This window comes from Streptomyces tritici (assembly GCF_048500665.1).
Classification (GTDB): Bacteria; Actinomycetota; Actinomycetes; order Streptomycetales; family Streptomycetaceae; genus Streptomyces; species Streptomyces tritici.
Genome location: NZ_CP183183.1, coordinates 4,272,600 through 4,287,127 on the forward strand (window position 1 = coordinate 4,272,600; position 14,528 = coordinate 4,287,127).

Genomic DNA, 14,528 nt, shown 5'->3' on the forward strand with positions numbered 1-14,528 from the left:
CCCTGCCTGGTCACGGGGGGTTCGTTGACTGCGAATGGGCTACTGATGGCCTACTGACCCGTAGCGTATCGGCGGCGATACGGTTCGGCAGTGCGGCGTTTGCCACACCTAGGCTGACTTGCATGACGCCTCCCATTGGTTCAGGTGATGCGGCCGCCGGCGCGGCCGGTGGTCGTTGGTCGGATCTCGAGCGGCCGCCGCTCGACGAGGCCGCGCTGCGGCGGGCCCTCGTGCTCGACGGCGGGCTGTGGAGCTCGCTCGACGTCGTCCCGACGACCGGCTCGACCAACTCCGATCTCGCGGCCCGGGCCGCCGAACTGCCCGAGGGCGCGGTGCTCGTCGCCGAGGAGCAGACCGAGGGCAAGGGTCGGCTCGACCGGTCCTGGGTCGCGCCCGCGCGCTCCGGCCTTTTCGTGTCGGTGCTGCTCAGGCCCGGGGTGCCGGTCGAGCGCTGGGGCTGGCTGCCGCTGCTGACCGGGGTCGCGGCCGCGCAGGCCCTGTCCCGGGCGGCCGGCGCGGACCTGTCGCTGAAGTGGCCCAACGACCTGCTCGTGCGGGTGAAGGGCGAGGAGCGCAAGACCGGCGGGATCCTCGCCGAGCGGGCCGGGAACGACGCGCTCGTCATGGGCCTCGGCATCAACGTGACGCTGCGGGAGGACGAGCTGCCCGTGCCGCAGGCCGGTTCGCTGCTGCTCGCGAACGCCGTCTCCACCGACCGGGACACCCTGCTGCGCGCCGTGCTGCGGTCCCTGGAGCAGTGGTACGGGAAGTGGCGCAGCGCGGGCGGCGACCCGGAGGCGTCGGGGCTGCGCGCCGCGTACGAGGCGGACTGCGCGACCCTCGGCCACCGCGTGCGCGCCGAGCTGCCGGGCGACCGGGTCCTGGAGGGCGACGCGGTCCGCCTGGACGCGGACGGCCGCCTGGTCGTGGAGACGGAGGGCGGCGGCACGGAGGCGGTCGGCGCGGGCGACATCGTCCACGTACGGGCGCAGGACTAGGGCCTGTCCGGCGGATCAGGGTCGGAAAGGCCGCGGCCCCGGTCATGATCCGCCGGACAGGCCCTGGCGGCCGGCCGGGTACCGCGCCCGAGGTCCGCGCGCGGCCGCCCCGGGGGCCGGATCGCGCGTGGGCGACCCGCTTGCGGGTACACGCCCGGGTCCGCGTGCGGCCGCTCCGGGGCCTGTGTGTACCCACCCCGGCCGGATTCCACGACGGGATGCGGCGTGAGCCAGCACACACCTGTCGTATCGTGGAGCGCGATCCAGGCGACAGATCGGCAGGCAAGTGGGCAGGGAACGGGCAGGAGGCGGCCGGTGACCGTCGACGACGCGAACTCAGGTGGCGGGGACACCCATCCCACTCCGCACCATGTCGTCGACCACACGGCGGAGCCGACCGACGACCCTCTGGCGATCCGCCTCGAACAGCTCATCCTGGGCGCGGACCGGCGCTACACGCCCTTCCAGGCGGCCCGTACGGCCGGCGTCTCCATGGAGCTGGCCTCGCGCTTCTGGCGGGCCATGGGCTTCGCCGACATCGGCCAGGCCAAGGCGCTCACCGAGGCGGACGTGCTGGCGCTGCGGCGGCTGGCCGGTCTCGTCGAGGCCGGGCTGCTGAGCGAGCCGATGGCGGTGCAGGTCGCCCGGTCGACCGGGCAGACCACCGCCCGGCTGGCCGAATGGCAGATCGACTCCTTCCTGGAGGGCCTGACCGAGCCGCCGGAGCCGGGCATGACCCGCACCGAGGTGACGTACCCGCTGGTGGAGCTGCTCCTGCCGGAGCTGGAGGAGTTCCTGGTGTACGTGTGGCGGCGGCAGCTCGCCGCCGCGACCGGCCGCGTGGTGCAGGCGGCGGACGACGAGGAGATGGTCGACCGGCGCCTGGCCGTCGGCTTCGCCGACCTGGTGGGCTTCACGCGGCTGACCCGCCGCCTGGAGGAGGAGGAGCTCGGCGAGCTGGTCGAGTCCTTCGAGACCACCTGCGCCGACCTCGTCGCCGCGCACGGCGGCCGGCTGATCAAGACCCTGGGCGACGAGGTGCTGTACGCGGCCGACGACGCCGGCACCGCCGCGGAGATCGCGCTGCGGCTGATCGAGACCCTGTCCCACGACGAGACGATGCCGGCGCTGCGGGTGGGCATCGCGTTCGGCACGGTGACGACGCGGATGGGCGACGTCTTCGGCACGACGGTGAACCTGGCCAGCCGGCTCACCTCGATAGCGCCGAAGGACACCGTGCTGGTGGACGGCGCGCTCGCCGAGGAGCTGACCAGGACGGGCGAGGCGCCGGTCTCGGAGACGCAGGCCGCGGAGGAGGCGGCGCGCGCCGAGAAGGAGGGCGAGAAGCCTCCGGCGTACCGGTTCGCGCTGCAGCCGATGTGGCAGCGGCCGGTCCGCGGTCTCGGCGTCGTGGAGCCCTGGCAGCTCAGCCGCCGCCCCTCCTGATCGGGCTGCCCAGGCCCTAGGATCCCGGTGAACACTCGTTAACCGGGAGGGCTCCAGCATGTCCGAGCAGCGTTTTGGTGAGTTCGTGGTGGTCCGCAGGGAGGGCTTCGTCGCCGAACTCGTCCTCGACCGGCCCAAGGCGATGAACGCCGTCTCCTCCGAGATGGCCCGCTCCCTCGCCGCCGCCTGCGACGCCCTCGCCGCCGATGCCTCCGTCCGGGTCACCGTGCTGACCTCCTCGAACGACCGGGCCTTCTGCGTGGGCGCGGACCTGAAGGAGCGCAACTCCTTCACGGACGCCGAGCTCGTCCGCCAGCGCCCGACGGCCCGCGCCGCGTACACCGGCGTCCTGGAGCTGCCGATGCCGACCGTCGCCGCGGTGCACGGCTTCGCGCTGGGCGGCGGCTTCGAGCTGGCGCTCGCCTGCGACGTGATCGTGGCCGACGCGACCGCCGTCGTCGGCCTGCCGGAGGTCTCCGTGGGCGTGATCCCCGGCGGCGGCGGTACGCAGCTCCTGCCGCGCCGCGTGGGCGCGGCCCGCGCGGCCGAGCTGGTCTTCACGGCCCGCCGGGTGGAGGCCGCCGAGGCGCGCGAGCTGGGCCTGGTGGACCTGCTGGAGGAGGACGCGCGGACGGCCGCCCTGGAGCTGGCCGGCCGGATCGCCGCGAACTCCCCGGTCGGCCTGCGCGCGGCGAAGCGCGCGATGCGCCTGGGCCAGGGCCTGGACCTGCGGGCCGGCCTGGAGGTCGAGGACGCGGCCTGGCGCTCGGTGGCCTTCTCCGGCGATCGGGCGGAGGGCGTGGCGGCGTTCAACGAGAAGCGCAAGCCGGAGTGGCCCGGGATGTGAGCCCTCGACGGCCCGCGCCGCCCCGGTTTCGCGGCCCGCGCGGGTGACGTCCGTGACGCTTCGTGATCTCAGGTGACGGCTCGCGAGGGTAAACGGGCGAAACCTCCCTAAGCTGGAGGAATGGGAGAGGATGTGCGGCTGCGGGCCGTAGTGGCCCTGGCGCAGGCGATGGCGGCGGCACACACCCCGCGCGAGTCCTGGCGGGCGGCGGCGCTCGGCGCCATGTCGGGGCTCGGTGGCGGCTTCGCCGCCGTGTCGGTGTGGGAGCGGGACCACGGCCGGCTGAAGGTGCTGGTCAATGCGGGCGAGCGGGCGCGGGGCGAGGAGGAGTTCCCGGACTCCGAGACGTACCCGGTGCACGAGTTCCCCGAGATCACGGAGTTCCTGCACGAGCGCTGGGCCGGCGGCGGCGGGCCCGAGGGCTGGGTGGAGACCGCGGACGACGACCCGGCGACCGGCCGGGTCCTCGGGCTGCGCCGGCGCGGCCGGGGCTGCTGCGTGGTGGCCCCCATCGTGCTGCACGGCCGGGCCTGGGGCGAGCTGTACGTGGCGCGGCCGGTCGGGGCGCGGGTCTTCGACCGGGACGACGCGGACTTCGCGACCGTCCTCGCCGCGGTCGTCGCGGCCGGGATCGCCCAGGCGGAACGGCTGGAGGAGGTCCGTACGCTGGCCTTCACCGACCCGCTCACCGGCCTGGCCAACCGCCGGGCCGTGGACACCCGGCTGGACGAGGCCATCGAGCGGTACCGCGCCGACGGCACCGTCGTCAGCCTTCTCGTGTGCGACCTGAACGGCCTCAAGCGGGTCAACGACACCCACGGTCACGCCGTGGGCGACCGGTTGCTGGAACGGTTCGGCTCCGTACTGTCACGATGCGGGGCCCGGCTCCCAGGGGCGCTGGCGGCCCGGCTCGGCGGCGACGAGTTCTGCCTGCTGACCGTGGGTCCCTCGGCGGACGAGGTCGTCCGGGTGGCGGACGAGCTCTGCGTCCGGGCCGAGGAGCTGGAGCTCGGCGAGGGCGTGGCCTGCGGCGTCGCGTCCACCGGCGATCCGATCGGGCCGCTGCGCTCGGCCCGCCGGCTGTTCCGGCTCGCGGACGCGGCCCAGTACCAGGCGAAGGCGGCGCGCTCCTCGAAGCCGGTGGTCGCCGGCCGGGACGGCGCCGTCGTCCGGCTGGCCGACACGCCGCCGCCGCACCCCCGCGACCGCCGCCGCTTCCGCGACGCCCCGCCGCTCTGACCGCCGCCGGGCGCCGACCGCCCCGTCGTCCGCTCCCTCTTCGCGCCGCTGACCAGCCGAAACGGTTTCGGTAAGGGGTCAGGTGCAAGAGGGGTGGTGACATGTTGGGATTCAGTCCGTAGGCTGCTGAATATGGATATGCAAACAGTCGTGCTGGGGACGTCCGGCACCACCGCCCAGGACGTCATCGCCGTCGCCCGTCACGGCGCCCGTGTCGAGCTCTCGCAGGAGGCCCTGCAGGCCCTCGCCGACGCGCGTGCGATCGTGGACGCGCTCGCCGCCAAGCCCGAGCCGGTCTACGGCGTCTCCACGGGCTTCGGCGCGCTGGCCACCCGGCACATCAGCCACGAGCTCCGCGCCCAGCTGCAGCGCAACATCGTCCGCTCGCACGCCGCCGGCATGGGCCCGCGGGTCGAGCGCGAGGTGGTGCGCGCGCTGATGTTCCTGCGCCTCAAGACGGTCGCGTCCGGGCACACCGGCGTCCGCCCCGAGGTCGCGCAGACCATGGCCGACCTGCTCAACGCCGGCATCACCCCGGTCGTCCACGAGTACGGCTCCCTCGGCTGCTCCGGCGACCTCGCGCCGCTCTCCCACTGCGCGCTCGCGCTCATGGGCGAGGGCGACGCGGAGGGCCCCGACGGCACCGTGCGCCCCGCCGGCGAGCTGCTCGCCGAGCACGGCATCGCGCCCGTCGAGCTCCGCGAGAAGGAGGGCCTGGCCCTCCTCAACGGCACCGACGGCATGCTCGGCATGCTGGTCATGGCCCTCGCCGACCTCGACACCCTCTACAAGACCGCCGACATCACCGCGGCGCTCTCCCTGGAGGCCCTGCTCGGCACCGACAAGGTCCTCCGCCCCGAGCTGCACGCCATCCGCCCCCACCCGGGCCAGGGCGCCTCCGCCGCCAACATGCTGGCCGTCCTCAAGGGCTCCGGGCTCACCGGCCACTTCCAGGCCGACGAGGCCCCGCGCGTCCAGGACGCGTACTCGATCCGCTGCGCCCCGCAGGTCGCCGGCGCCGGCCGCGACACCCTGGCGCACGCCCGCCTCGTCGCCGAGCGCGAGCTCGCCTCGGCCGTCGACAACCCGGTCGTCCTGCGCGACGGCCGCGTCGAGTCCAACGGCAACTTCCACGGCGCCCCGGTCGCGTACGTCCTCGACTTCCTGGCCATCGCCGCCGCCGACCTCGGCTCCATCGCCGAGCGCCGCACCGACCGGCTCCTCGACAAGAACCGCAGCCACGGCCTGCCGCCGTTCCTCGCCGACGACGCCGGCGTGGACTCGGGCCTGATGATCGCCCAGTACACCCAGGCCGCCCTGGTCAGCGAGATGAAGCGGCTGGCCGTCCCGGCCTCCGCCGACTCCATCCCGTCCTCCGCGATGCAGGAGGACCACGTCTCCATGGGCTGGTCCGCCGCCCGCAAGCTGCGCACCGCGATCGGCAACCTCAACCGGATCCTCGCCGTCGAGCTGTACGCCGCCACCCGCGGCATCGAGCTGCGCCACGGCCTGACCCCGGCCCCCGCCTCGCAGGCCGCCATCGAGGCGCTGCGCGAGGCCGGCGTCCAGGGCCCCGGCCCGGACCGCTTCCTGGCCCCCGACCTGGAGGCCGCCGACGTCTTCGTCCGCAGCGGCAAGCTCGTCGCCGCCGTCGAGACGGTCACCGGCCCGCTGGCCTGAGGAACGCGCGGAGGGCCGCACCCGGACACCGGGCGCGGCCCTCGACGCGTATGCCTCATTGACGCGCATGCCTCTCGACGCGTCTGCCGTACGGCTCAGTACGCGCGGCCGCTCCGGTGCATCGCCAGTGTCACGAAGCCCGCGCCGACGACGAGGAAACCGGTGCCGCCCAGCAGGTACGGGGTGGTGTCCACGCCGCTTCCGGTGTCGGCGAGGCGCAGCTCCTCCCCCTCGCTCTGCGTGACCGCGGCGGGCCGCTGGGAGGACGCGTCCTCCCCGGCCGTGGCGTTCGCGGACGGGACGAACCACAGCGCGCACAGCAGCGAGCCCGCGGCGGTGGCGGTCAGCAGCGGTCGGCGAGCGACGGACACGGAAATTCGATCCCCCTTGCGGAAACCGCGAATTGGCGACGTGCGCCGATGCTAATGAACTCAGCGGGTCGGGGGAAAGCCGAGGCTCCCGGGAGCTTACGCTCCGTCGTATGACGACTTCTGAGAACTCACGGTTCGTACGGCTTCGGGTGGATCTGATCCTCGAGGTCGATTCCCCCGACGCCCTGACCGCCGCCGCCCTGGAGCGGATCGCGGTCGACGACCTCATGCCGGCGGCCGAGCGGACCTTCGCCGAGGAGGCGGTCCGCGAGGACGAGTCGGAGGCCCTGGCCTACCTCGTCGACCCCGTCGACCTGCTCGGCGACGTGCCCGGCGTCGAGCTGGCGCACGCCTCGTGGAGCACCGAGCCCGTCGAGTACGACCCCGATGCGGTGGAGTGGGACCTCGACGAGGATGATGTGGCCGAGGAAGACGACGAGGACGGTGAGCCGGCCGCCCGGGCCTGAACCAGCACGCCCGGGACGCCCCGGAGCTCCGTCCTCAGACGGCGCCCGGGGCTTTGCCGTACTCCAGGAAGCAGACCTGGAACCAGCCGCTCCGCGCGTGCGTCGATCAGTGGTGTTCCCCACAAACCCGACGGAGTCGGAACCGCTCGGGTAGATGGAAGTTCTTAGAGAGTGTCGGTAGGGGAATTCGGCGACCATGGAGAAGCGTGTGATCACGGACGGCTGGCGGCGCAAGAAGGGCCTCGCGGCGGCCGCCGCGGTACTCGGGGGCGTGCTGGTGCTCTCGGCGTGCACCGGGGGCGACGAGGGCGGGGCGACGGGCGCGAAGACTCCCGGGTCGCAGGAACAGGTCGACGAGGCGGCGGCCCAGAAGACCTCCAAGGCGCAGATAACCATCACGCCGAAGAACGGCGCCGTGAACGCGTCGATCAACAAGGACGCGAAGGTGACCGTCGCCGACGGCACGCTCACCGAGGTCACCATGACCAGCGCGGACGGCAAGACCGTCAAGGGTGAGATCTCCGCGGACGGCACCAGCTGGCAGCCGTCCGAGCAGCTGGAGCGCGCCACGGTCTACAAGATCTCCGCGACGGCGAAGGACGCGTCCGGCCTGGAGGCGCACGAGAACACCTCGTTCACCACGGTCTCCAAGGCGAACAGCTTCATCGGCAACTTCACGCCGGAGGACGGCTCCACGGTCGGCGTCGGCATGCCCGTCTCGATCAACTTCAACAAGCCGATCACGGACAAGAAGGCTGTCCAGAGCGGCATCGCCGTCTCCTCCAGCACCGGTCAGGAGGTCGTGGGCCACTGGTTCAACTCCCAGCGCCTGGACTTCCGCCCGGAGCAGTACTGGACCGAGGGCTCGACCGTCACCCTGAAGCTGGACCTCGACGGCGTCGAGGGCGCCAAGGGCGTCTTCGGCGTGCAGCAGAAGACCGTCACCTTCAAGATCGGCCGCAACCAGGTCTCCACCGTGGACGTCGCCGCGAAGACCATGAAGGTCACGCAGGACGGCAAGGTGATCCGTACGATCCCGATCTCCGCCGGCTCCCCGGAGAACCCGACCTACAACGGTCAGATGGTGATCTCCGAGAAGTTCAAGGAGACCCGGATGAACGGCGCGACCGTCGGCTTCACCGACGACGACGGCAAGGGCGAGTACGACATCAAGGACGTGCCGCACGCCATGCGGCTGTCGACTTCGGGCACCTTCATCCACGGCAACTACTGGGGCCCGGACTCCATCTTCGGCTCCGCCAACACCAGCCACGGCTGCGTGGGCCTGAACGACGTCAAGGGCGCCGGCGACCCGAACCAGATGGCCGCCTGGTTCTACGACAACTCGATCATCGGTGACGTCGTGGTCGTCAAGAACTCCAAGGACAAGACCATCGCCCCGGACAACGGCCTCAACGGCTGGAACATGAGCTGGTCCCAGTGGAAGGCCGGCTCCGCGGTCTGATCCCGCCGGACGCACGGAAGGCGGCGGCACCCCGGCAGGGGCGCCGCCGCCTTCGGCTTTCCGGCGGGGCCGCCGGTCAGGTGGTGTGGTACTGGACCGGGCCCTGCTCGACCAGCCGGTCGCCGGCCCACACGGAGACCGACCACACCATGGCCTTGCCCTCCGGCAGGTCCAGCGGGCCGAGCCGCAGCCGCTCGGTGGTGCGCGGCCCGCGGCGGTTCTCGAGGACGCCCACGACGTCCTCCTCGGCGAGGTCGACGAGGTAGTCCACGCGGACGTGGGCGCCGTCGTCGGCGGTGTCCGTGAGCGTGAGGACGTCCCGGTCGCTGTTCCAGCAGGCTCGCGCGCCCGCGACCGCGGAGCAGCCGCCGATCGCCTGCGCGGGGGCGGCGGCGAGCACCCCGCCGGCGAGCACGAGCGAGGTGAGCGCCGCCATGGCGGCGAGGTGTCGGGTACGGGTCGGACGCATGGTGGGCCCCCCTGGGGTCGACGCGAGTCGTGGAGCGGGGCGGCCGGGGCGGACAGGGCACGCCCGAAGGGCCCCGCGCGTCTCACGGTAGGGGCGGAACGGAAGCTTCGGCAGAACCCGGGCGAAACGGTCGTGTCACGGTTCTTCCGCCCGCAGGCGGCGGGGCGGGCCCAGGGGGCCCACCGGCCCCGTGGGCCCCCTGGGTCCCTGAGCCCGCCGGGTCCGCCGGACCGGCACTAGCCGATCCGTTCGCACAGGTTCTCGGTCGTGCCGTGCGCCATGGTGAGGGTCTTGTGCCCCGTGGGGGAGATCTCCAGCGTGTAGGCGCCGTCGAGCGTGTACAGGCCGCGCGGCAGCGTGCCGGTGTTCTCGCCGAAACCCGCGAGGATCGGGCCGGACACCCGCCAGTACTGGGAGTCGTCCGGCCGGAAGTCGATCAACGCCCGGCCGCCCGCGTCGGCGTCGACGTACGCGCCGGTCTCGGCGTTCGTGACCCGCACGACCAGCGCGCCCTTGTACGCGACGAGCATCGGGCTGTCGTCCTCGTACGACCGGATCGTGCGGCGCACCACCTCGTCGACGACCGGCTCGGTGCGGACGGGGAAGTCGCAGCGCGTCCCGGCGGGGAAGGAGTACGACGGGGTCGGCGCCGGGACCCATTCCTCGGTGGTGGCATCGGCGGCCCGGGCCGGGGCGGTCAGCGCGAGCAGGGCGGTGACGGCGGTGAGGGGGACGGCGAACGCGCGCATGGCGGACTCCTGACGAAGAGACACGGGCGGGGGAGCGGTCCGGAGCACCGGCGCCGCCGGCTCCCCGGGGACGGGCCGAGCCTCACCCCACCCGCTGACCGGATCCTGACCACCCGGCCGGGGCGTGGTTAGGGTGACGGCGTGACGACCGCCCCGCCCCTGGAATTCCGGCTGTTGGGCCCCTTCGGGGCCTGGCAGGACGGCGAACGGGTGCTCCGCGGACTGCGCCGCCAGGAACGCCGCCTGCTCGCGGTGCTGCTCCTGGAGCCGGGCGCCGCGGTGACCACCGACCGGCTGATCGGCCTGCTGTGGAACGACGACCCGCCGGCCGCCGCACGGGCGACCGTCCACACGTACGTCGGCCGGCTGCGGGCCGCGCTGCGGCCGTACGGGCTGCGCGTCGACACCCGCCACGACGGCTACGCGCTCGACCTCCCCGCCACGGACGGACACCGCGTGGACGTGACGGAGTTCCGCGCGGAGCTCGGGCGGGCGGCGGCCGCCGGCGACCCGGCCGAGAAGACCCGCCGCTACGACCGGGCGCTCGCCCTCTGGCGTGGCCCGCTGCTCGCCGACGTCGTCGACGACGCGCTGCGGGACCGGCTCGACGGGCGGCTCGCGGAGCTGCGGCTGTCCGCCCTCGAGCAGCGGGCCCGGGCCCAGCTGGCGATGGGCCTGCACGAGCGGGTCCTCGCCGACCTGACCCCGCTCGCGGACGAACTGCCCGGCCGCGAGGACCTGGTGGCGGCCCTGATGACCGCGCTGTACCGGGCGGGCCGGCGCGCCGAGGCGCTGGAGCTGTACGAGCGGACCCGCGCCTACCTGGCGGAGGAGCTCGGCGTCGGCCCCGGACCCGCGCTGGCCACCCTGCACCACCGGGTCCTGACCGCCGACCCGCGCCTGGACCGGCCGCCGGCCCCGCTCTACGCGGTGCGGGTCGACGGGGAGTGGCTGCCGTGGTCGACCGGCGGACACCCGGCCCTGGAGTTCTGCAACACGTTCGCCGGCTGGCGCCGCGCCCCGCGGATCCCCGGCTCTGACTGGCTGCGCACCTACCGCACGCTCGCCGTCTGGGCGGGCCATCTGGACCTGGCGGAGGAGGGAGTGGTCGCGGGGCTCGTCGAGCGGGCCGAACGGAGCCCGCGGGAGGCGGAGGCGGTGCTCGCCGAGGCGCGGGAGTTCCGGACCCGGCTGTACGCCTGCCTCACCGACCCCACCGACGCCCGCGCCTTCGCCGCGGTCGCGGCGACGGCCCGGGAGGCGGCGCGCGCCGCGGTGCTCACGCTGGGCCCCGACGGGCTGGCCCACTGGAGACTGACCCCGGCGGCGGGCCTGCGGCTGCCGCTGTACGCCACCGCCCGGGCCGCCGCGGACCTCCTCACCGATCCGCGCCGCCTCACGATCCGGGCCTGCCCGAGCGACGACTGCGGCTGGCTGTTCCTGGACGCCGCGGGGCGGCGGCGCTGGTGCTCGCTGTCCACGTGCGGCGGCGGTGCGGGCGGCGGAGGCTGAGCGGGGGGCCCGGGCCCATGCCGACGAATGGGCCCTGGCCAGGGGCTAGTTGGGCCCGGTGGGCCGTTGTGGGGCGGTTGGGGCGGGAGTTGTATGGGTGGTGCTTCACGGGGGGATCCCGCCGCCCGCACAGGGCGGCGGGATGCTGACGGGTGTCGACCACGCCCGTACCCCTCTCCTTCGATCCGCGCCCATCCACGGATGCGCGCTTGAGGAGTGGAAAACAACGATGCAGAAGTCTCTGCGCCGCCGTGCCGGCCTGTCCGCCGGCGTCTGCGGTCTCGCCCTCGCCTCCGTCGCCGTGCTCGGGGCCCCCGCGCACGCCGCCGACGGCCCCCGGGGCGGGGTGACCGGCAACTACACCGGCGCCGACGTCTCCGGACCGGGCGCCGAGCCGCTCACGGCCCAGGCCAAGGAGAAGATCGCCCTCACCGAGGCGTGGTACGCGGCCGTGGAGGGCCGCGGCGACCTCGCCTCCGTCCAGCGGCGGGAGTCCGCGTACCTGCAGAAGTACAAGCTCGCCGACCGGCGCACCGTCCAGGCGCGCAGCGGCGAGTTCGCGGCCATGGCGGCCCCGACCTCCAAGACCCTGCGCCTGACCCACTACGGCCAGGCGAAGAACTTCTACTGCGGCCCGGCCACCGGCGCGATGATGGTCAAGATGGCCGACGGCGCGATCCGCAGCAAGTACAACCGCAACGCGTTCAGCCAGGCGAACTTCGCCAACAGCGCCCACATGAACACCCAGAACGCCGGCCGCACGGACTGGAGCAGCAAGCGCTTCGTCACCGGCATCAACCGCTGGCGCGGCGAGCCGTACTACGTGCAGGTCGACCGGCCGAGCCGCACCCTCACCGTGAAGGCCCTCCGCCACGCCATCGGCACCAACAGCATGCCGGTCGCCGCGGACACGGTCGAGTTCGCCAACGGCCGCCACTACAACGGCCACCCGGTCAACAAGACCATCGGCCACTGGATCACCGCGTACGGCTACAGCAACAGCGGTGAGACCAGCAAGTGGGCGGACCCGTCCACCACCGTGTGGTCGTCGGTCAACAAGACCTTCAGCTACAACACCCGCAACTTCGCGGGCTACTTCCTCCAGTCGAACGGAATCGCCTACTAGCATGCGCGCACGGTCGGCAGTAACCCTCGTGGCCCTCCTCGCCGGCCTGGTCGCGTGCACGGGTGAGGGTGGTTCCCGCGGCGACGCGGGCGCCACCCGTCCTCCCACCACGGCACCGACCACGCCGTTCGCCGTCTCCGCCGCCCTGGACACGCGGCGGGCCGCGGCGGCCGCTGCCGGCCGGCAGTACCGGCCGGGCTTCGTCTCCGCGTCGGACGCCTCCGGCGGCCGCAGCCTCACCGTCCTGGACGTCACGTCCGCGGGCGGTCTCGTCGCGGCCGCCAACCCGCCCCCGAAGACCGGGGACGGCACCGTGACCATCGGCCAGAGCGAGGTCGGGCTGCGCACGGGCGCGGGCTTCGCCCCGTTCCCCAAGGCCCGGCAGAGCTGCTCGGACCAGCCGCGACAGGCCGTCTACGCCGACGAGCGGGACGGCACGGTCGTCTGGACCGAGTCCGCCAGCACCAACCTGTACGTCTTCGACTGGTGCGTCTTCGCGTACTCGCCGAAGACCGGCAGGACGACCCTGCTCGGAAACTCCGCCGCCCTCGGCAAGGGCAAGGAACTTCCGGAGGCCCCGGGCACCTCCGCCCCGACGGTCGGCGACCGGCGGGCGTACTGGGCGGCCACGTACCCGGTCTCCGGGAAGCAGGAGTTCGGGGTCCGGATCGTCTCGCAGGCCCTCGACGGGGGCGGCGAGCCGGCGACCGTGGCGGAGGGCGGCAAGCTGCCGCGGGCCGCCGGCGGAGCGGTGTACTACGTCCGCTCCGAGGACGTGTCGCCGGGCTTCCCGAAGGACCGCTACGAGATCCGCCGGGTGGCGGCGGACGGCAAGGACACGGTCGTCACGGCCGGCCCGCTGCCGGCCGGCCGCCAGATCACGGCGCTCACGGTCGCGGGTCACCACGTCAGCTGGGTGGTCGCGGCGCCGGAGCAGGAGTCGGCGACGCTGTACTCCCTGGACACGGCGAAGCAGAAGGCCGTCAGCTTCGCCCTCGGCCACGCGGCCCCCTCGACGATGTTCCTGCGGTCCACGCCGCGGTTCCTCGCCTGGGGCAACGGCAGCGCGGCGGGCGACGCGGGCCAGTACGTCTACGACTTCGCCCGCGGGCGCCTGTGGCGGCTGGGCGCGGAGGAGGGCTTCAGCGTCGTGTACGCGAAGGGCGAGCACCTGGCCTGGTCGAAGCTCCCGGACCGGCCGACGGCCGCGGGCACGGCGTCCTTCGAGACGGCGCGCTGGGCCGGCTGAGGCTGGCCGCACGACGAGTCGCACGGCAAGTCGCACGACAAGGGGAAGGACCACGGCCGGCGGGCCGTGGTCCTTCCTGCCGTCGCAGGGAGTCGTCAGTAGCGCTTCGAGCCCGGAAGGCTGTGGAAGCGCACCCAGCGATCCGCGTACGTACCGCGGAACGTGTGGGCGAGGGGCGGGCCCGACGGTCGCCGGTCCCGCCACAGGGCTGCGAGCGGCGCCGAGGTGGCGACCGCGGTCACCCCTCGGCCTTCGCGACGCCGATCGGGCAGCTCACGCCGGTGCCGCCGATGCCGCAGTAGCCGTTCGGGTTCTTGTCGAGGTACTGCTGGTGGTACGGCTCGGCCGGGTAGAAGGGGCGGTCGGCGGCGGGGGCGATCGTGGTGGTGATCTCGCCGTGGCCGGAGCCCGTCAGGACCCGCTGGTACGCCGCGCGGGAGGACTCCGCCGTGGCGGCCTGCCCGGGGGAGTGGGTGTAGATCGCCGAGCGGTACTGCGTGCCGACGTCGTTGCCCTGGCGGAAGCCCTGGGTCGGGTCGTGGGCCTCCCAGAAGACCTTCAGGAGCTGCTCGTACGAGACCTGCCGCGGGTCGAAGACGACGCGGACGACCTCCGTGTGGCCGGTCAGGCCCGAGCAGACCTCCTCGTACGCGGGGTTCTGCGTGTAGCCGCCCTGGTAGCCGACGAGCGTCGTCCAGACGCCCTCGGTCTGCCAGAACTTGCGCTCGGCGCCCCAGAAACAGCCCAGGCCGAAGTCCGCCACCTCCAGGCCCTCGGGGTACGGGCCCAGCAGCGGGTTGCCGAGCACCGTGTGGCGCTCGGGCACCGCGAACTCGGGTTCCGAGCGGCCCTTCAGCGCCTGCTCGGGCGTGGGGAGGACGGGGGTGCGGGACAGGTACATGCGGCATCT

The 14,528-nt window shown here is 73.6% G+C and carries 14 protein-coding genes; 10 read left to right on the top strand and 4 right to left on the bottom strand.

The window, feature by feature from the left end; genetic code table 11:
- Positions 1-122: 122 nt before the first annotated feature.
- The 5 genes from ACNJ93_RS19970 to hutH all read left to right on the top strand — a co-directional run bounded on the left by ACNJ93_RS19970 (position 123) and on the right by hutH (position 6,210).
- Positions 123-998, top strand: coding sequence for a biotin--[acetyl-CoA-carboxylase] ligase (locus ACNJ93_RS19970; RefSeq protein ID WP_418958762.1), 876 nt, complete (start codon positions 123-125; stop codon positions 996-998).
- Positions 999-1,313: 315 nt separating this feature from the next.
- Positions 1,314-2,444 carry an adenylate/guanylate cyclase domain-containing protein gene (locus tag ACNJ93_RS19975; protein ID WP_418958763.1) on the top strand — a complete coding sequence of 377 codons (1,131 nt, stop codon included), beginning with the start codon at positions 1,314-1,316 and terminating at the stop codon, positions 2,442-2,444.
- A 58-nt stretch (positions 2,445-2,502) separates the two neighbouring features.
- On the top strand, positions 2,503-3,291 hold the full coding sequence (locus ACNJ93_RS19980; RefSeq protein ID WP_418958764.1) for an enoyl-CoA hydratase/isomerase family protein: 789 nt from the start codon (positions 2,503-2,505) through the stop codon (positions 3,289-3,291).
- Positions 3,292-3,411: 120 nt separating this feature from the next.
- On the top strand, positions 3,412-4,530 hold the full coding sequence (locus ACNJ93_RS19985; RefSeq protein ID WP_418958765.1) for a diguanylate cyclase domain-containing protein: 1,119 nt from the start codon (positions 3,412-3,414) through the stop codon (positions 4,528-4,530).
- Positions 4,531-4,668: 138 nt separating this feature from the next.
- Positions 4,669-6,210, top strand: coding sequence for a histidine ammonia-lyase (gene hutH, locus ACNJ93_RS19990; protein ID WP_418961471.1), 1,542 nt, complete (start codon positions 4,669-4,671; stop codon positions 6,208-6,210).
- A 95-nt stretch (positions 6,211-6,305) separates the two neighbouring features.
- Here hutH and ACNJ93_RS19995 read toward each other — a convergent pair whose 3' ends face one another.
- On the bottom strand, positions 6,306-6,581 hold the full coding sequence (locus ACNJ93_RS19995; protein ID WP_418958766.1) for a hypothetical protein: 276 nt from the start codon (positions 6,579-6,581) through the stop codon (positions 6,306-6,308).
- 110 nt (positions 6,582-6,691) lie between these two features.
- Here ACNJ93_RS19995 and ACNJ93_RS20000 point away from each other — a divergent pair, with 110 nt between their 5' ends.
- Positions 6,692-7,048, top strand: a complete 357-nt coding sequence (locus ACNJ93_RS20000; RefSeq protein ID WP_418958767.1) for a hypothetical protein — start codon at positions 6,692-6,694, stop codon at positions 7,046-7,048.
- A gap of 196 nt (positions 7,049-7,244) precedes the next feature.
- Positions 7,245-8,513 carry a L,D-transpeptidase gene (locus ACNJ93_RS20005; protein WP_418958768.1) on the top strand — a complete coding sequence of 423 codons (1,269 nt, stop codon included), beginning with the start codon at positions 7,245-7,247 and terminating at the stop codon, positions 8,511-8,513.
- A gap of 76 nt (positions 8,514-8,589) precedes the next feature.
- On the opposite strand, the gene ACNJ93_RS20010 is transcribed toward ACNJ93_RS20005, so the two are convergent.
- Positions 8,590-8,982 carry a hypothetical protein gene (locus tag ACNJ93_RS20010; RefSeq protein WP_418958769.1) on the bottom strand — a complete coding sequence of 131 codons (393 nt, stop codon included), beginning with the start codon at positions 8,980-8,982 and terminating at the stop codon, positions 8,590-8,592.
- A 236-nt stretch (positions 8,983-9,218) separates the two neighbouring features.
- A complete protein-coding gene (locus tag ACNJ93_RS20015; protein WP_418958770.1) occupies positions 9,219-9,731 on the bottom strand; it encodes a hypothetical protein in 513 nt (170 codons plus the stop codon).
- Positions 9,732-9,890: 159 nt separating this feature from the next.
- On the opposite strand from ACNJ93_RS20015, the gene ACNJ93_RS20020 reads away from it, so the two are divergent.
- The 3 genes from ACNJ93_RS20020 (at position 9,891) to ACNJ93_RS20030 (ending at position 13,618) form a co-directional block, all read left to right on the top strand.
- Complete coding sequence (locus ACNJ93_RS20020; protein WP_418961472.1) at positions 9,891-11,243, top strand: BTAD domain-containing putative transcriptional regulator; 1,353 nt, start codon at positions 9,891-9,893, stop codon at positions 11,241-11,243.
- Positions 11,244-11,472: 229 nt separating this feature from the next.
- A complete protein-coding gene (locus ACNJ93_RS20025; protein WP_418958771.1) occupies positions 11,473-12,369 on the top strand; it encodes a hypothetical protein in 897 nt (298 codons plus the stop codon).
- Between the two features lies 1 nt (position 12,370).
- Complete coding sequence (locus ACNJ93_RS20030) at positions 12,371-13,618, top strand: hypothetical protein (RefSeq protein ID WP_418958772.1); 1,248 nt, start codon at positions 12,371-12,373, stop codon at positions 13,616-13,618.
- Positions 13,619-13,856: 238 nt separating this feature from the next.
- Here ACNJ93_RS20030 and msrA read toward each other — a convergent pair whose 3' ends face one another.
- Positions 13,857-14,519 (bottom strand): peptide-methionine (S)-S-oxide reductase MsrA, encoded by a 663-nt coding sequence (gene msrA, locus ACNJ93_RS20035; protein WP_418958773.1) that lies wholly within the window; start codon positions 14,517-14,519, stop codon positions 13,857-13,859.
- Between the last annotated feature and the right edge of the window lie 9 nt (positions 14,520-14,528).